The organism is Bradyrhizobium sp. P3_C3, from assembly GCF_056402655.1.
This window is the reverse complement of record NZ_JBFUGY010000009.1, coordinates 1-18,378: the sequence shown is the minus strand read 5'-3', so window position 1 is coordinate 18,378 and position 18,378 is coordinate 1. Positions and strand designations below refer to the sequence as shown.

The window sequence follows — 18,378 nt, the reverse complement described above, 5'->3', positions numbered from 1 at the left end:
GCGGAAAAACGCCAGTGCGTGCTGTAGGGAACATTCGGATGATGAAGAAGTTCTTGTTGTTGGATTTCGCGCTCAGCCTATCGCTGCTTGCAGTAGCCGCGTATGCGCAGAATTCTCCCCCGGCCAACACTGTCGCCACATCACGACCGTTCACGCCCCTGCACCTCTATTATATTTCCCCGAGCGGTGACGATTCCAACAACGGCTTGACGCCGGCGACAGCCTGGGCGACGCCTAAGCACGCGGTTGCCTGCGGCGACGTGCTGATCATCGCCGCTGGGAACTACGATCGTGGTCAGTTTGGTCGTGCGTCTTTTGGAGGTGATTACGGCAACTTCGGCCCCGTCTCGAACTGTCCGTCGACCACCGGCGGCATCGATGGCACAGGCGGCATCTATTTTGCGATTTTGCTCTGTGCAGGGCCCGATGTGATGAGTTGTCGGGTTGATGGTGGTTCCGGGCCGGCGTTTGATATCGGACAAGGCAATTGGGCGGTTGAAGGATTTTGGGCAACGCAGAATACAGATGCTGAGCGCGCGTGCTTTGGTTCGCTGGGGACCGCCACAGGAACGACATGGCACCATGTGGCTTTCATCAACAACATCGCGAGCACTTGCGATCTTGCCGGATTTAGTACCGGCAACATCGGTATCGAAAATGCAGGGGTCGACCAGACGGCAATAGTCGGGGGAATCGTTTTCGACGGAGCAAATAGTCTTGGCCCCTACCAACTCTGTGGCAGCGCCCTCTCACTCATGCCAACAGGTAGCACGGACACCAGTGCCGGGACCCATGTTTATGTGTCGCAGAACTTCATTTATAGAAGCACCAATGCGACGGGTCCCACGGAATGCAGAGCCTCTGCTGATCCCCATCCGCACTCCGATGGCAACGCCATCATCTTCGACACCATGGCGGCGAACTCTTACCCTGGTCAAGGTGTGGTCGCCAACAACGTGATGTGGGCCAACGGAAACGCGTGCTTCCAGGCGTTTCCGCAGACTGCCGCCGGCTGGACAGACCGGGCGCCGATCCATGTTTTCAACAACACTTGCTATAACAACAACCAGGATCCGCGGGCGCATTGTGCGGGCGAGTTGTATTTGCACGGCGTTTACCCGACTGAGGGTGGTATCTACAACGTCGCAAGCAATATCTTCCTCGCAACTGTAACTTCCTGTGGCCGCGGCGGTTACGGTCCTGTTGTCAGCGCGTGGGTGGAGAGCGCAAACAGCGTTACACTGACCAATTCAAATGTTTCGATTTCCGGGAACTACATCTGGAACAGCCATCCGCCGACGACGACTACGACGGGCGGCAGCAACACTATGGTCAATATCGGACGCTCTGAAGGGACCGCTTCGTGGATGTTCGGCACCAACACCTACGAAAACCCCGGTCTGACCAATCCTGGTAACCTGCCAACCGAGGCGCCTGATTGCGCAGGTTATGCGACGACAGTGTCGTGCATGAATGCAAAATACAACGTTTCCAATCTCATCAAGCCCACCATCGCCGCGACGAGCGTGGGCTACCAGCCGCCAGGGACCTGCACGCAGGACCCCTACTATCCGACGTGGTTGAAGGGGGTCGTCCACTTACATTGGGACGGCACGCACGTGACCGAAGTCGACGGGCTGATCACCAAACCCTGCGGGCTATGAAGACGATCTCTCCTTCTCGTAAGCCCGAATGACAATTTCGTTCTCGTCGCAAGGAACAGTGCTTTCTGGAGGGAGCGCGACATTGCTGACGTCGTCTTTCTCAGAACGAACATCGAAGGTCATGATCTCGCCGCGCTGCGTGGTGCGCGAAACGCATTTGCGCCGCTCACCTGCTCCGCTGCAATTCATACCGCAAGTCAGCTGAACCCTCTCGTGCCTCGCCTCGCCCCACCGCTATCGGCTCTTCAGCAGATCGTGCACGATTGAGCCGGCAACCTTGATCGGTTCAACCAGCCGAAACAGGCCCACGACTATAGCGAGGTAAAGGCAGGTGCAGACGCCGCCCAACAACAAGATGCGCACCAAGCTGGAACAATCACCAAGAGCCTCGGTGCGCAGCCACCAGCCTCCCGCCAAGGCCCCGATAGCACCGATCAGTTGCGGGCCCACCGCCCGGATTACGCGTTCAGCGCCAATGCCTATCGGGCGGCCGGCATAGATTATCGAAGGAAGGGCAATGAGCAGGCTTGTCACGGACATGGCGATGGCTACGCCCTTGGCACCAAAGGGCAGACCTGCGAGAACCGCCACGACCTGGACAGCCGCAGTGATAATGCCCCAGTTGCGCCAGCGGTCCGGCCTTCCAATCGAAACATGCAACCAGCCTTGCGAGCCCTCGACGACCTGGAAAATGCCGCGCAGGGCGATAATGCTCAGCAGCGAGCCGGCCATCCGCCACTTCTCTCCCAACAATATGACTGTCAGGTCTTCAGCGACCACGGACAGGATCGATGCCGCAGGCATGACGAAGAATGCCAATGCTGACAACGCCGCTTCGTATTTTTGCCGAAGAGCGGCCGGATCGGATTGAAGCTTGCTGAGGGTCGCGCTTGCGACCATGTGTAGCTGAATAAGTGCCGCGAAGATCGAGTTCTCATACAGCGCAATGGCGTTCTGATAATATCCAACCTGGTCAGGCCGGTAGAACAAGCCCAGCGCAATCCGGTCGACTGATTTGCCCATCGTATAAATGACCGAAAAACCTACCACGTGTTGGCCAAACCGGATCATCGGCCTCACGTCACTGTCAAAGGCCGGAAATCCAGGTCTCCATCGGCATACAAACCACGCCCCAAGGGCAATACAGAACGTGCTTACGACCGGACGCAGCACCAGCGCCCAATAACCCGATCCAAAAATTGCGACCACGACGGCGACGACAATACCCGCCAGCGTGCTGAGAATCTGTATGTTGGCGATCCTACCGAACTGCATCGAACGTCGTAGGAGCGCCAAGTGCTGGTTTGAAGCCCCTCCCAGCACGAAAGTGATCGCAATACACAGCGCGATCGGCGCCAGCCGGGGCTCGCCATATAACCATGCAATCAGCGGGCTGCAGGCAGCCACTATCAGCGCAACAGCTAACCCAATGCCGCTACTGAGCCAAAAAAGGCAGTTGACCTGCCCTCGCGTGATCTTACTTCTTTGTACCGTGGCGTCGCCGAGACCGAAATCGATGAGCAGCGGCGCAAAGCTCGTTAGAACCGTGACGATCGCGACCAATCCAAAATCCTCCGGCGCCAGGAGCCGGGCCAGGATGACCGCGGAAACGATCTGGAGAGCACCATTTCCGTATTGCATCGCGACGGCGACGAAGCCGCCGCGCAAGGCGCGGCGCCCCAGATCTTTCGAGTCACTGTGGTCCTCAAAATAACCCGCTACGCTGTCAACCATGCCGCTATTAATCGCCTTTCGCGCACCGGAACAATTACTGTATAATACATTATCGAATTAATTCCTCTTCGAATAATTGATAGGTGAATTGGTTGCCAAGCAAGGAAGTTCTCATGAAAGTCAGTGAACCCGTCTATGACGCGTCTCAGTCGATCTTCGCGAGAGCGGCAAGATTGAGATTGTTTGGAAAGTCTCCTGCCAAGGTCTATTTGCGGCTCAACAAGCCGATCTGGGAGCTCATTCCGCGCGGCCTCCAGAATTCCGATCCTGTTCACGCGTACGGAGCCTGGCTTCAGAGCCTGGTTCGGCTCAGCGCGACGCGAGAACAGTATTTCGGAACGTTCTTTCTCCGGAACCGTCCAGCCCTGGAATTGATGCGCCGTATCGCCGACAAGAAGCCAAAGGGCGCACCCCTGAGAATTGCCGTGCTCGCGTGCAGTGCTGGCGCCGAGGTATACTCGATCCTTTGGACAATTCGCTCGGCTCGACCCGACCTCAAGGTTTCCGTGCGCGCGGTGGACATTTCGCAGAAGATACTGAACTTTGCTGAAAATGGCGTGTACGCGTCCGATACCACCGGACTGGTCGGCTCCTCGATCTTCGAGCGCCTGACCGCGCATGAAATGGAGCATATGTTCGACTGGAAAGGCGACGCGGCCAATGTAAAGCCCTGGCTCCGAGAGGGGATTACGTGGCAGCTTGGCGATGCTTCTTCGCCCGAGCTGATCCGCGCTTTGGGACCTCAGGACATCGTGGTGGCCAACAATTTCCTTTGCCATATGGAGCCGCCGGCGGCAGAGAGCTGTCTGCGGAATATTGCGGGCCTGCTCGATCGTGGGGGATGCCTGTTTGTTTCGGGCGTTGATCTCGATGTTCGAGCAAAGATCGCGCGAGAGCTTGGATGGCGGCCGATCCCAGAGTTGCTCGAGCAAATCCACGACGGAGATCCTTGCGTCCGAAGTGACTGGCCCTGGAAGTGGTGGGGCCTTGAACCGCTAAATCGCAGCAAGCCCAATTGGCGTAGTCGATATGCGGCATTCTTTGAGGTCAACGACGGCAACCACTAGAAGCCGAGGTCGATCTTCGACCCGCCAAACGCGATAGACTCCTCCCTTGATCCGAGGTCAGGCGCCACTAACGCCCGATGCCCTCGTAGTGCGCGAAAGCCTCGGGATCGAGAACACGGCGCCCATCGACGACCAGAGGACGTCTGCCAAGCTCTTTCAGCAAGCCAGCGAGCTGTGAGAACTCCTTCCATCGCGTGACCAGAATAACGACCTGCGCGTTGGCGACCGCCTCGCGCAGAGATTCCGCCAGATCCACGTCCGTCAGATCCTCGTGTCCATTCGTGCGCGCGACAGGGTCATAGGCCGTCACACGCGCGCCTTCCATCTTGAGTTTGCGAATGATCGGAAAAGCCGGGGATTCGCGCACGTCATCCGTATCAGGCTTGAACGCGATTCCGAGTATGGTCACCGTCACGCCCTGCAGCGACGCGAAATGGCGCCGGATCAGGCGCATTATCTCGTCGATCTGTCCCTTGTTGACGTCGAGAACGCTCCGCAGAAGATTCAGCGTCAGGCCCTTTTCGCGCCCCTGGCCTATCAATGCTGTAACGTCCTTGGGCAAGCAGCTCCCGCCGAACCCGCAGCCTGGCTCCAGGAAGCTGACAATGGGCGCCGTCACTCTCTCGCCGCCAATACGCGTTGTGAAATATCCGGCTTGATGCACGCCGCGCATCACGTCGGCTGCGTCCACATTGCCGACCGCCCTGCACAAGCGCGCAATCTCGTTCGAGAACGAGATCATGGTAGCCAGCACGGCGTTCGACGCGTACTTGATCATCTCCGCAGTCGTCGGACTGGTCACGATGCGCGGCACCGCTTTGTCGAAGCCGGAGTAGAGTTCGCGCAGGACATCATGCGTGCGGGCATCTATACCCCCGAGCACCAGCCGGTCCGGATAGGAGAAGTCAGAGACCGCGGTGCCCTCGGTCAGAAACTCCGGGTTCATGCCCAGTCCGAACCCCTGCCCCGCGATCTTGCCGGATGCTCGTTCGAGCGCCGCTCGCACAACACCGACCGTGGTTCCGGGTATGACCGTGCTTTTGACGATCACGGTGCTGTAGCCGGCCTTGTGCCGAAGCGCACCACCGATCTCGGAGGCTGCCGCCTCGACATAGGAAAGATCGATCTTGCCGTCGGCGGCAGGCGTCCCCACCGCAATGAACGTCACGTCAGACGCCGCCACCGCCGCGGCCAAATCCGTGGATGCCCGCAAGCGCCGGCCGACGTGGCGCTCCATGAGCTCCGACAAGCCCTTCTCGTGGATCGGCGACCGCGCCGAGTTGATCATCTCGACCTTGCCGGGATCGACATCCACGCAGGTGACGTCGTGCCCACACTCGGCGAGGCAAGCGCCCGTCACCAAACCCACATAGCCCGTGCCGATGATTGAAATCTTCATTGCGCGGCCGCATTCCGGTTGTGATTGTACCAGATCAACGATCGGTAGATGCCGTCCTCGATCAAGACCTTGGGCGCGAAGCCGAGTTCATTGCGCGCCTTGTCGATGACGGGGCAACGGCGGTTCGGATTGTCGATCAAATAATCTGCTTCGTTGCTCTTGCCCAACACGACCTTGCCACGGTAGCCGCTGACTTCGGCAGCCGCCCTGAMGATGAGCTCGGCCAGATTGGCGATCGAGATTTCCGGACGGTCGATGCCGATGTTATAGGGCTCGCCGGCACCGCCGCGCACCAGAACCTTGAAGTAGCCGGTAATCGCATCGGTCGCGTAGCAGAAGGTCCGCGTCGGGCTGCCGTCGGACAGCATGACGATGTCGCGCCCCGCGAAAATATCCTTCGCAAAGTCCGATATCACGCGTCCATCAGTAATCTTCAATCCAGGACCGTAGTTGTTGAACGGCCGCGCCATGCGCACCGGGATTTCCTCCTGCCTGGCGTAGACGACGCACATCGTCTCGCCGAAGCGCTTGGTCTCGTCGTAGCAGGCCCGAGGGCCGGTGCAGGAGACGTGACCCCGGTAGTCCTCGGGTGTCGGTATGGCGGCCGATACGGGGTCGCCGTAGATCTCGCTCGACGAATAGAACAGAAACCCGCGCAGCGGCTGGCCCCTGTCTCGCTCCGCCACGGCATAGTCCAGCAGGTTGCGCAAGCCGTTGACGTTCGCGTCGATGCACTTGAGCGGCTGGGCGCGATAGAAGATAGGTGAAGCGATGCCCGCAGCGTGGACGACATAATCGAAATGGCCGATATCCTTCGGCAGCGGTTCGATCATGTCATGGCGCCGCAATTCCAGGTCAGCGCGCCCGCGCAGGGCTTCGAGCCATTCGGGCACGCCGCGCGCGTAATTGTCGTACACCGCGACATTGATCTTGCCGCCGGCCGCGCGCGTATCATTCCAGTGCAGAACGGATTGAACGAGGTAGTATCCGAGGAATCCGCCGCCGCCCGTCACCAGCAATCTTCCGCCGGACATGGCGCCGAACTCGGCAGCTAGATCCGCACAGATCGCATCCAGGTCTTCATCCAGGAGCTCCTGCAACCCAATCAACTGTCTGTGCTTGTGCATGTACGACGATTCCTTCATTTGAACCTAGAGAACGAGCTTTCGCGCGTGGAAAGCCTCGGCGTAGCGCGTTGGCGAGTTGCACTCGACACCGCGAAGGCGCATGTGACCGCGAAACAGGTCCGCGTCGAACCATTGGTGATTGATCTGTGAGGGAAAACTCTTCAGCAGGGTCGACACCTTCTTGTCGACTGTCGCCTCCGACAGCGGACAAAAAACTCCCGGGTGCGTCAGATCCCCTTCATATTTCGGAATCTCGTATTCCAGGATCGTGTGATTGCGGAAGGTGTTCCACGTCAGCTCCGAAATGACGCGATGGTCCTGATGCCGGTCGGTGAGGTAGTGAGTCATGATAAGGTCCGGTGCGCCCCACTTGCGCATGTCCTCGAACGCGTCCTTGACGTCGGCCACACAGGACGGGAAATAGCTGCCGCGAAACCTGTGAACATGCACAGTGAGATCGGCGCCCGCTGCGCCCAGCAGCGATTCGGCTGCTGCGCGCGTCTCGGGCTCGCGCACGTCATCTCCGGAGAAGAGCACCCAGACGAACCGCAATCGAGGATAGCGCTTATGCATCTCGATCAGCGTCCCGCCGCATCCGATCTCAATGTCGTCGCAATGGGCGCCCAAGCAGAGGATCGTACCGTCCGCGGGCAGATCAGGCTTGAATCGCAGCATGGTCTTCGCCCAGAGAAAGCCGCCGACTGGTTCTGGAAAGCGCCTTGTTGAGCGCTTTCTCGCCACTGACGAAGGATTGGTCGGTCCAAAGATAGGCCCAATCCCCATAGCGGCCGCAATATGCGATGCCGATATCGTCGAGGAAGCCGTGAACCGCTGCCGTGCAGGACGTCGCCTCCAGATCGAAGATCACGTTGGCGTAGGGAATGTGCATGGCGCCGCGGTACAGGATGCGATCGTCCTCGCGCAATATGCCGCACTGCCTGAGACCGGCGATGACCGGCTCGATGCAGTCCTCGGGCCGCCGGTCGAGAGGCCGGTACTTCTTGGAGAAGTAGCACTCCGCCTGCAGGCTCCCGCATCCGGGAGGAACGTTGTGCGGAGATTGCAGATGCGGCGTGCTGAGACGGCTGAAGAAGATGTCGCGATCGTAGAAGTAGGTCCAATGAGCATCGATGAGGTCTTCCCGATCGATGCCGAGGTTGACGATGACGGCTTCGCTGCAGGCGAGCCGTTCGGCCGCCTCGAGAACGTCTGGCGGTGCTCCCTCGATCATCGGTATCAGCTCAGGCAGCGGGATCGACGAAATCAGGGCGTCGTATGATGCCGCCGCGCCGTTCTTGAAGTGCAGCAGGCGTGCCTTCGGATCGATGCGAACGACCTTGTGACCGAGCTTGATGTCGGCCATTTTTTTAAACGGCTCGAGGTAGCTGACAAAGCCGCCGCGACTTGGATAGCGAAAGCCGCTGTTGTAGTTCACATTGGCCGTGCTCGGCTCCAGGGCGCCGCGAAACACTTCATCGAGGTTCGGGCGATACATTCGCGGGCCGATCCACTCCGTGCTCAGGTTGGACGCCGTCGTGGTGTGATACTTCCACGTGTATTCCATCGGAAACGTTTCCGAAAACGTCTTACCGTAGCTTGCGCGCAGCCAGTCCTCGTAGTTGCGAATTGGCGGCGTTTCGGTGCGCTGCGCCACTTCGACGAATTCCAGCATGATCTTGGTGACCAGGTCGGTCGGCAATCCGTACAGGTTAACCTGGGCCGGATGCTTGATCCAGTGCCCCCGCCAATAGTTGTTGATCCGCGTCGGCGTGCTTTCGTATTTGCCGCCGATATTGGCCGCGAGCAGATCCTTGATGCGGCCATCGTCAGTGAACGACACGTGCGGCCCTTCATCGAAGACCCAGCCGCCCGGAAACTCGTGTGACGCGGTATGGCCGCCGACGTAATCGTGCATGTCGTACATCACGGGGCGTGGTGCGCCGGCCGCCTGCGCGGCGTGCGCAGCACCGAAACCCGCCATTCCCGTACCCAGTATCGTGATACTCGTCATCGCCAGTTCATCCCTTGCGATTATTCGATGGAATCGCCACCAATCCTGTCACCAAAAGGCTCTCAGCCAGTCGGCGTCGTCTTGGATGGCGCGATCGGGGCCCTGGCGCTCTTTTGTTTGCCATGAGACGAGCCCCTTCCTGCATTTCCGGATCGCGTTGGTTCAAATGGGGGAGAGTTGCGTGTCCTTCTCCGATCCGAGCGGCGCTTGCGTGAATTGCGAGCGCGAAGGAGCCGTCTCCAATGGCCAGCGCTGGTTCTGCTCCAGCCAAAGCTTCTCCGCCAACCGGCCGCGCGGTGACTCGACATCGTTGAAAGAAATGACTGCATCCTTCGCGATGTCCCGCCGCAGCACGCAGCCTTCGGACAAGCCGATCGGCAACGCGTCGACGGCTCTGGCCGCCGCGCGATTGTCAATCAAGCCATAGGAACAGAAGCCACCGACGCCATCCAGACGCTCGCCGGCCTTGAGGTCGCGCTTGGCGATGGTGAGCACCTCGCAGACCGGCCCCGCAAGCGGCGCCACCGTCGGATCCTGATGAACCACCGCGCGGCCGATCGTGGAAAGAAGTTGCACGTGCGGCAGGTGAAAAGGCGTATAGAAAAGGTAGAACGGACCGTCGCCCAGCTTGTAATAGCTCAATTGCGCTTGCTTGAGCGGCGCCTCCTCGTGAACGATCACCCAGGCTCCGGTCCCTGGCATCGCCCCCACTGAGTAATCCACGATACCGGTCTTGAGCATCTCTTCGGCCGGCAGCAGTTTCGTCAGCTCCCTCACATATGAGCAGGACGGGCCGTGCATGCCGCGGCGGCCAACCTGGAAACCGGTCGCGTTCGCCAGGACTGTGGTTTCCATCGACAGCTTGGTCGAATCGGCAAAGGAGGTGACCTTGCGCACATCCTGGCCGTACTTCGCAGCAAACTCACGCTGGGTTTCCGGGGTCCGGTAGTGATCCACCATCCCCTTGATGTTGCCTGCGGCCACAGGACGAAAACCGAGGGAACGCAGGTAACGCAGAAGCGTCATGGCGACACCGGGCTCGTCGCCGTCCGTGTGCGTCACCACCACTCCCGCACTGTCCGCCCGCGCCTTGAGGATCGGTCCCAACAACGAGTCCAGTTCTGCGTTGACCAGGACGACATGCTTGCCGTGCTCGAAGGCCTCCAGAACCACGCCGGCCGCAGTCTCAATCGTTCCCGTCGCTTCGACCAGGATGTCGATCGCCGGACAAGTCGTGAGCACCGAGGGATCATCCGTCAACACCGGAATGCCCGCATTGATCGAGGCTTCCGCCGCCCGCGCCGACTTGACCCGGCGCCATTCCTGAAAGCCGGCTTCGCGGAAAGCCCTTTCGCCATGCTCGAGGGTTCGGTTTGCGATGGCCACCAGGCGCATACCGGGCGCCGGCGTTTCCAGTTGCAGAGCAATGGCTCGGCCGGTCACACCTGCTCCCACCAGTCCTATGCGGATTGGGTTGCCGGTGGACTCGCGTTGCAGCAGAGCGACGTCGACGTTCATAGGAACCTCTCTTTCATAGGGTTGTTCTGCCCCGGCGTGTTGCCCTGCCCCTGCATCAAGGGCCAGTTGCGGTCCTGTTCCGAAATCGCCGAAACCGGCAGCGGCCACTGAATGCCGAAGGCCGGATCATCGAATCGTGCGCCCCGGCACGATTCCGGCGCGTAGAACGCCGAGGTCAGGTACAGCGCCTCGGAATTATCTTCGATGCTCTGAAATCCGTGCGCACATTGCTCGGGAACGTAAAGCATGCGCCCGTTTTCCGCGGTCAGCTCCACGTCGCACCATTGCCCGAACGAAGCCGAGTCCGGTCGGAGGTCGACGGCCACGTCAAAGATCGCGCCCCTTGTGCAGCGCACCAGCTTCGCTTCGAGCGCAGGCGCAATCTGCAGATGCAGTCCGCGGACCGTGCCCTTGCACGGGTTGAATTGCATGTTGGCCTGGACCGGCAGGAAGTGAATTCCATGTTCTTCGAATTCCCGCCCGCACCAGGCGCGCATGAAGCGGCCGCGTTCATCGTGACGCGGATCGGGATCGATGATCCAGGCACCTGCTACTTGGGTCCTTGTGAAATGCATCGCGGCCCACCCTAAAATGCGCACACAGCGCGCTGGCTCAAAATAATACCGTGACTTTTAATTCGATCGCATTAAACCGACCATTATCACTATTTAATACCGCGACAAAGCAGAATATTGATTATACCCACGATTTAGAATATAAAAACAAGGCGAGATAAAAAATCGCACGCTAAGCCATTGCAACTACGTGATAAATTGCCCACGCCAGGAGAGTACGGTCTTATTTAATGTGTTGTCGGCGCCCTGTCGCCGAAATTAACTTTTTAATCCTGCCATGGAATTTGAGGAGCAATATGGTCGGGCATATCCCCGCGGTGGCCGGCTGAAGGATGGTGAAGCTCTAGATTTGAGAGGCGAAGAGTCATGAAGGTTGTTTTATTCTGTGGAGGACTTGGTACGCGGATACGCGAGTATTCCGAGGCGGTTCCAAAGCCGATGATACCGATCGGCCAACAGCCCATCCTCTGGCACGTCATGCAATACTACAGCCGATACGCGCATCGGGACTTTGTTCTGTGCCTTGGCTACAAGGCCAACGTCGTGAAGGACTACTTCCTCAACAACAGGCAGGCCGCAAACAGCGACTGTACGGTCTCGCATTTCGGCAAGAAGATCGAATTGCTCGGCGATGCTCCTCCGGATTGGAGTGTCTCGCTCGTGGACACGGGAATATGGCGCAACATCGGACAGCGCCTGCTGGCGGTCCGCCATCTCGTGCAGGACGAGGAAATATTCCTCGCCAATTACAGCGACGGTCTGACCGACGCTCCGCTGCCGGAAATGATTGACCACTTCAAGAGAAGCGGCAAAATCGCCTGCTTTATAGCTGTGCACCCGCCGATCACCTTCCATCTGGCCGACATCGACGAGAACGGCCTCGTGCGCGGAATGAGTGCGAGCCAGGACTCCGGGATATGGATCAATGGCGGGTATTTCATTCTTCGAAAGGAGATCTTCGACTACATTGAGGAAGGAGACGAATTGGTGTTGCAGCCCTTCAAGCGCCTCATGGAGCGTGGCCAGCTTATGGCGTACCGCTACGAAGGATTCTGGCGCGCCATGGACACCCTCAGGGACAGGCAGGTCCTCGAGGAGATGATTGAACGTGGCGATACGCCATGGCAGCCGAACCAGAATGTTGCGGCCGCGATCAGCGCATGACGGCGCTTCAACTCGCCGGACGTAGAGATTGGCCGTCGGGACCATGCTTTGGAACGCAGTTGGATGACACGAAAGCCAGGTCGAGCGGCCCCGACCGCGCACCGCCGCGCCAACTCCAGGCATTCGAGCCAGGGCAGCGCGCAGGCCTTCACCGCTTGACTGCAATAGAGCACGACGACGTCAATACTTCTCCGCGCAGCAGATAGTAACAATGCATGTGCCTCTACTTCACCACTCCAAACCTTTGTCTTTTCCAGCCACCAGAGCGGATGATCGTTCCACGCATCATTCGTTGAACCAAGAACAGGATCGCATGTCCCGTGCGGTTAGAAGGATCGGGCTTCTTCACCATGTCGGCGGAGGCAACCTCGGCGACGAGGCCACCGTGGAGACGGTCGCGCGCAACATAAGACAGCGATGGCCAAAGGCCGAAGTCGTCGTGCTTTCAATGAATCCCGACGATACGGAAGCCCGGCACGGGGTCAAATCCTATCCCTTGCGACGGATGCGTTGGAGCATCGGTTATCGGCCGGCGGGAACCGAGTCAGCCTTGAAGAAGAACATGAAGGTGCTGGCGAGGAAATGTAAGGCCTCCTACCCGCTTGCCGTGGCTCGTCTACCGAGCGAGGCGCTCCGTGAACTGGTTTTTCTGAAGTCCTCACGCCACAAGGTGAAATCTCTCGATCTTTTGATCATCTGCGGCGGAGGACAGCTCACCGGCAGGGATGGACCATGGGGTTTTCCCTACACGATCTTCAAGTGGATCGCACTAGCGAGATCTGCGGGAGTAAGATGCATTTTTTTGAACGTCGGGGCCGGACCATTGACCACCCCCCTGAGCAAATTCTTCGCAAGGCGAGCTCTGCACGGTGCGGACTACGTCTCTTTCCGCGATAACGAGTCTCAGGCTCTCGTTCGTGAGATAGGGTTTACGGGCAAGAGCTGGGTATTTCCTGACAAGGTCTACAGCCTGGAATTCGCCGCAACAAACGCGGCCCCTCCGAACAAGGGGTCTCGGCGGACCGTCGGTCTTGCGCCGATGCCCTATCCTGACCATGGCGGCGCACCGACTGAAAACGATCAGATTCTCTATGACGAATTCATTGGGAAGCTTGCGAGCTTCGGGTCCTGGCTTGCTTCTCAATCGTATGCGCTGGAGTTCTTTGGAACCGACATAGGCGTCGACCCGAAGGCGATCGACGATCTTCAGAAGACTCTGCAGTTTCAACAGGCGCTTCGTCCATCACGTAACGGGACACACCGACCCGTCCAATCGGTGCACGATCTATTGGCAAYGATGTCACGCATGGACTACGTTGTGACCTGCCGCTTTCATGGCGTCGTGTTTGCGCATCTGCTCAACAAGCCTGTTCTTGCAATTGCGCATCACCCGAAAGTTGCCGAACTGATGTCTGATCTGGAGTTGTCGAGCTACTGTGTTGATATAAGGAACTTTGATCCCGATTTATTAGCAGAACGGTTTGCATCGATGGTTGTTCGGACGGAAGAGATCAAAGCGCGGATGGCCGCGAACCTGACCACAAATAGGCAGTTGTTGAGACGTCAATTTGATGAATTATTCGGCCTCGAGGTTTCGTAGGCGTGGCAAGTGAATGGATGTGACGTGCGAGAAGCCCTTGGCGCAGAATCGAAGTGGAGGTGCCGTCCCTCCGCGCCAAATCTTTTCCCGCGATTTCAGCCGGAGATTTCGCACTCCGGCCCTCGGTTTCGATTTCCCGCAATTGGATTGGTAAACGACGAGTCTGGCAGTCATGGACATCAAGGTGGATAAACCGCGCGTACTGCTCTTTTCACTTAGAAATATTTACGGGAGGGCTCACTTCAGGTGCCCTCACTTCGAGTTCGAAGACATCATTTGCGAGATCGATTCTGTCGACCTGCTGGCACCAAAGATCGATCCTTCCAGTCTGCGCGCTGACTTTGCCACACGACTGGCTTTCCACGCGCCCATCGCACTGAACCCGGGCATTCCACGAGTATCAGTGAAGAAGCACTATGATCTTCTTTTTACGGTCTGCGGACATCCGCAGGATCTGATAATGTTCAATGCCATTAAGAATGTAAAAGACAGCTGCGCGATATCCGTATGCTTGCTAGACGAATTCTGGGTCAAGGAGATACCGCATCGTCGTCACTTTCTGCCGATGCTGGCCCAGTTTGATGTGGTCATGCTGTACTACAGTCAAACAGTGAAACCCCTCAGCGAGGCCATTGGTCGACGATGCGCGTTTTTGCCGCCTGGTGTAGACGCCATTTCGTTTTGTCCTTACCCAAATCCTCCGAAGAGAGTTTTGGATGTTCTAAGTGTTGGCCGAAGATCGGAGATAACGCACCAGAAGCTCCTCAGTCTGGTCAACGAAGAGGGTCTATTCTATCTCCATGACAGCTTGGCCGGCATTCAGACTCTCAACTCGAGGGAACACAGGGCACTTCTCGCGAATTGCGCCAAGAGGAGCCGGTACTACATTGTCAATCCGGGGTTGATCGACCGACCGGACAAGCGAGGCGATCAAATCGAGGTTGGGAACAGATACTTTGAAGGCGCTGCATCCGGAACCATTATGGTGGGAGAGCCGCCAAACAATGAAGCTTTCAAAGCAATGTTTGACTGGCCTGACGCTGTCACCCCTGTCACTCGGCTGCCTTTCAATTCACACGATATAGATATCGTCATGAAGGATCTGGATCGAAATCCGGAACGTCAGGAGAAAATACGGCGAACGGGGGTATTGGAAGCTTTGAAACGGCACGATTGGGTGTATCGGTGGGAAAAGATACTCGAAACGATCGGTCTTCAGCCAACCCAAGAGATGCAACAAAGGAAGGATCGCCTTGGTGAGCTCGCCAAAATCGTGTCATTACTAGGCTGACGCGATGCCGAAGACGGCGAAGATAGCGTTTCAACCTATCTCCTACTATTCGGTGGAAACGGGTTTCACTTACTACGTTCGGATTCTTCCTGGTCATCCGCTCATTGCCTTCGAACCAGCGCGGGTGTGACACCAACAATATCTTCATGCACCCGGAATACGAATATTCGACACCCGGTGGCACCTCAACGACGAGGCCCGGCGATACATCGTAGTTCTGATTGTCGATCGCAAATACTCCCGAACCTTCAATGATGTAGTAGATACGAGTAAGAGCCTGGCTGATCAAGAAGGTGTCATGTCCGGTGCGGACGTCGAGGATGTGAACAGCAAAATCTGGATCCTTGAGGGGCCGAAACTCATATCCCGCCATGCCCTCTTGAGCAAAAGCCGGCGAAGAGGACATCTCGAATACGTATGACATGTCATTTTCTCACAGATCGAAACCAATAAACTGGCCGAGTCTCAAAGCGTGTTTCTCAAGCATCAAGGTGCTCGCTCGGGCCGCCTGTTGATCTCGTCGCCCCCGCCCGGCCGGCCGGCAACATGGACAAACGCCAAGACAAATTAAATAAAAGAGACCCAACCGAATCCTTTTAATAGACCTATTCTATAAAAATTGCGGCGTCTAAATTAAAAGGATGCATCTACTCTTTCAATCCCCTCAAGTCTTCAGAGCACCCGCGACTGCCGGGTGCCATGAATGGCCCGGAGATTGGCCATTTTTTGAGCCCGCGCCTTCTGCGTCTGCGCTCAACCCGCTTCGATCCCGCGCTGTCGATGTCCAGCCGGGGCGCCCCAACAGCAACATAATTAAACAAGCGCCATAACGCGTATTAAATATATCGACTTAAATTATAAATCTGCATATAACTAAGAGCTCCTGCTGGCGCGCCGAAAATGCAGGCACCCGGCAGGGCCGCCGGACCATCATTTTATGTCATTTTCGGCGTTGGCAGGTCTCCGCGAGCTGAGAGTTAATCGATGAGGACCACGATCAAGACATTTGGATCCACTCGCCTCGTCCAGGATGGAACCGGCGGCATGGTAGTGGAGCTGACGTATGGCGGAGCGCCGGGTCCAGCCGATCAATTCGGCCCAATCGCGTACGAGTTCGCCTGGAAGGTGCCGGGCGACGATATGTATTCGGTATGGCTCATCGACAATAGCGGCAACCACATCTCGAGCGGCCTTGCGCGAGTGTCAGGAGCGAACGCCGCGCTGCAGTCGATGCAGATCAGCTTCCAGCAGGATCTTAACGGCGGCGGCACGATTGGACCTGCTACGCTTTCTTCACCTCCTCCCGCATCCAGCCCTGTCGTGGTCGAGAGCTTCGGATCGACCAGCCTCACGCAAATCGATACTCTTTTTTATCTTTATGGCAGCGACGGCACGGGCCCATCGCTGAAATACCATGGCGCCGACTATGTGGCCGGTCAATTCGGTCAGACAGCGCTGATTGCGGCCGAGCACGCGACCACCGGGTACGAGGTCGCATGGAAGGTGTCGGGCGCTGATCAGTATTCCGTCTGGGCAACCGACAACAACGGCGATTATGTTTCGAACATTCTCAGCAGGGTGTCCGGAACGAACACCGCGTTACAATCGATCGAGACCAGCTTTCATCAGGACCTCAATGGCGACGGCACGATTGGCTCGCCTTCTTCACCTCCTCCAGCATCTGACGCGATGATCATTGAGAGCTTCGGATCGACGAGCCTGACCAAGATTGGCACTCTTTTTTATCTATACGATAGCGGCGGCACCGGCCCGTCGCTCAAATATCAGGGCGCGGACTACGTCAGCGGTCAATTTGGCTCGATCACGCCAATTGCCGCAGAGAAGACGGCGAGTGGCTACGAGGTCGCATGGAAGCAGCCAGGCGCCGATCAGTATTCGGTGTGGGTCACCGACAATAATGGCAACTACATCGCGAACATTCTTCGTAACATGTCGGGAGCGAGCACGGCGCTGCAGTCGATCGAGGCCAGCTTCCATCAGGATCTCAATGGAGACGGCACGATCAGTTCGCCCAGCCAAAATTCATCACCGCAGTTCGTTTATGAAGGCGTCGACGCCGACGGCGCGCAGCTCTACTCGGTGACATGGTCGACTGCGGGCTTGCAACCGTTCGCCGTTCGCGTGCTGGCTCCTGACCATCCGACGACAAATGTAGCACACAGCTTTCTCTATGCACTTCCTGTCGAGGCCGGACTCGATCAGTCAACTTGGGGGGATGGTCTGGAGCAACTCCAGCAACTCGACGTGCAAGATCGATATAACGCAACGATCATCGAACCGATCTTCCCTATCGCGCCGTGGTATGCAGACAGCGCCACCGATCCGACCATCAACTACGAGACATTCATGGCGACGCTATTGCCCGCGTGGGTCGATAGCAACTTTGCCACCACCGGCACCGAGGACAACCTGCTGATCGGCTTCTCGAAGTCCGGCTTCGGTGCTCTTGATCTGCTTTTCAAGCATCCCGACGTGTTCGATGCCGCTGCCGCATGGGATTTCCCCGCGGATATGGCGAATTACACCGATTTTGGGGCGGACGATAATTACGGTACCGACGTAAATTTTCAAGCCAACTATCGGTTGACCGACGCTTTCATCGACGCCTGGAAGGCGCCATTCACGACAGAGAATCGGATCTGGATTTCCGGATATGGCCTGTTTGGATCCGATCTCTCGGACTTCGATGCTCTCCTCACATCGGACGGCGTCTTGCACACGCTTGGCACGCAGACGTTCGATGCCCATAACTGGTTCAGTGGCTGGCTGTCCCGCGCTGTAGCGGGGCTTTATGGATTCGACGGCGGGAATGCCGGCGATCCGCCTCCGCCGACCACGACTATCGTCGAGAGCTTCGGAGCGACGAGTTTAACGAAGGTTGGCACGCATTTCTATCTCTACGACATTGCCGGCACGGGCCCATCGCTCAAATATCAGGGCGCCGACTATGTCGACGGTCAATTCGGTTCGATAACGCCGATCGGCACCGAGCAGACGGCGAGCGGATACGAGGTCGCCTGGAAGCTGCCGGGTGCCGATCAGTATTCGGTGTGGCTCACCGACAGCAATGGAAACTACCTCTCGAACGCTCTGACCAGCGTATCGGGAGCCAGCGGCGTGCTGCAATCGATCGAGACCAGCTTCCACCAGGATCTCAACGGCGACGGGACGATTGGCCCTGCGCCGTCCGGCCCCACCGTGGTCGAG

Annotated in this window: 13 protein-coding genes and 1 pseudogene; 6 read left to right on the top strand and 8 right to left on the bottom strand. The window is 57.8% G+C overall.

Annotation, left to right across the window (positions count from 1 at the left end):
- The first annotated feature begins 38 nt into the window (after positions 1-38).
- Complete coding sequence (locus tag AC1DW2_RS12435) at positions 39-1,664, top strand: hypothetical protein (RefSeq protein ID WP_477006158.1); 1,626 nt, start codon at positions 39-41, stop codon at positions 1,662-1,664.
- 234 nt (positions 1,665-1,898) lie between these two features.
- Here the strand turns inward: AC1DW2_RS12435 and AC1DW2_RS12430 are convergent, their stop codons facing one another.
- The gene (locus AC1DW2_RS12430) at positions 1,899-3,398 is read right to left on the bottom strand and encodes a lipopolysaccharide biosynthesis protein (RefSeq protein ID WP_477006157.1); all 1,500 of its coding nucleotides are present in this window, start codon (positions 3,396-3,398) and stop codon (positions 1,899-1,901) included.
- Between the two features lie 113 nt (positions 3,399-3,511).
- Between AC1DW2_RS12430 and AC1DW2_RS12425 the strand changes: the two genes are divergently transcribed.
- Positions 3,512-4,465, top strand: a complete 954-nt coding sequence (locus AC1DW2_RS12425) for a CheR family methyltransferase (RefSeq protein WP_477006156.1) — start codon at positions 3,512-3,514, stop codon at positions 4,463-4,465.
- A 67-nt stretch (positions 4,466-4,532) separates the two neighbouring features.
- On the opposite strand, the gene AC1DW2_RS12420 is transcribed toward AC1DW2_RS12425, so the two are convergent.
- The 6 genes from AC1DW2_RS12420 to rfbC form a co-directional block, all read right to left on the bottom strand.
- Positions 4,533-5,864, bottom strand: a complete 1,332-nt coding sequence (locus AC1DW2_RS12420; protein WP_477006155.1) for a UDP-glucose dehydrogenase family protein — start codon at positions 5,862-5,864, stop codon at positions 4,533-4,535.
- Positions 5,861-6,991, bottom strand: a complete 1,131-nt coding sequence (locus AC1DW2_RS12415) for an NAD-dependent epimerase/dehydratase family protein (protein WP_477006154.1) — start codon at positions 6,989-6,991, stop codon at positions 5,861-5,863. The genes AC1DW2_RS12420 and AC1DW2_RS12415 overlap by 4 nt, the downstream gene beginning before the upstream one ends.
- A gap of 24 nt (positions 6,992-7,015) precedes the next feature.
- Positions 7,016-7,666 (bottom strand): PIG-L deacetylase family protein, encoded by a 651-nt coding sequence (locus AC1DW2_RS12410; RefSeq protein ID WP_477006153.1) that lies wholly within the window; start codon positions 7,664-7,666, stop codon positions 7,016-7,018.
- Positions 7,647-9,002, bottom strand: coding sequence for a protoporphyrinogen/coproporphyrinogen oxidase (locus AC1DW2_RS12405; protein ID WP_477006152.1), 1,356 nt, complete (start codon positions 9,000-9,002; stop codon positions 7,647-7,649). The genes AC1DW2_RS12410 and AC1DW2_RS12405 overlap by 20 nt, the downstream gene beginning before the upstream one ends.
- Positions 9,003-9,164: 162 nt before the next feature.
- Positions 9,165-10,520, bottom strand: a complete 1,356-nt coding sequence (locus AC1DW2_RS12400; RefSeq protein WP_477006151.1) for an NAD(P)H-dependent oxidoreductase — start codon at positions 10,518-10,520, stop codon at positions 9,165-9,167.
- Complete coding sequence (gene rfbC / locus AC1DW2_RS12395) at positions 10,517-11,095, bottom strand: dTDP-4-dehydrorhamnose 3,5-epimerase (RefSeq protein ID WP_477006150.1); 579 nt, start codon at positions 11,093-11,095, stop codon at positions 10,517-10,519. The genes AC1DW2_RS12400 and rfbC overlap by 4 nt, the downstream gene beginning before the upstream one ends.
- A 366-nt stretch (positions 11,096-11,461) precedes the next feature.
- On the opposite strand from rfbC, the gene AC1DW2_RS12390 reads away from it, so the two are divergent.
- The 3 genes from AC1DW2_RS12390 to AC1DW2_RS12380 all read left to right on the top strand — a co-directional run bounded on the left by AC1DW2_RS12390 (position 11,462) and on the right by AC1DW2_RS12380 (position 15,150).
- Entirely contained in the window at positions 11,462-12,259 is a 798-nt protein-coding gene (locus AC1DW2_RS12390; RefSeq protein WP_477006149.1) for a glucose-1-phosphate cytidylyltransferase, read from the top strand.
- A 313-nt stretch (positions 12,260-12,572) separates the two neighbouring features.
- Positions 12,573-13,859: a polysaccharide pyruvyl transferase family protein gene (locus AC1DW2_RS12385; protein WP_477006148.1), complete on the top strand. Its 1,287-nt coding sequence runs from the start codon at positions 12,573-12,575 to the stop codon at positions 13,857-13,859.
- A 172-nt stretch (positions 13,860-14,031) separates the two neighbouring features.
- The gene (locus AC1DW2_RS12380; protein ID WP_477006147.1) at positions 14,032-15,150 is read left to right on the top strand and encodes a glycosyltransferase family protein; all 1,119 of its coding nucleotides are present in this window, start codon (positions 14,032-14,034) and stop codon (positions 15,148-15,150) included.
- A 169-nt stretch (positions 15,151-15,319) separates the two neighbouring features.
- Here the strand turns inward: AC1DW2_RS12380 and AC1DW2_RS12375 are convergent.
- Positions 15,320-15,523: pseudogene (locus AC1DW2_RS12375) on the bottom strand (cupin domain-containing protein); the annotation flags it as partial.
- A 611-nt stretch (positions 15,524-16,134) separates the two neighbouring features.
- Here AC1DW2_RS12375 and AC1DW2_RS12370 point away from each other — a divergent pair.
- Positions 16,135-18,378: alpha/beta hydrolase-fold protein (locus AC1DW2_RS12370; protein ID WP_477006146.1), on the top strand; the 2,244-nt coding region annotated here is incomplete at its 3' end.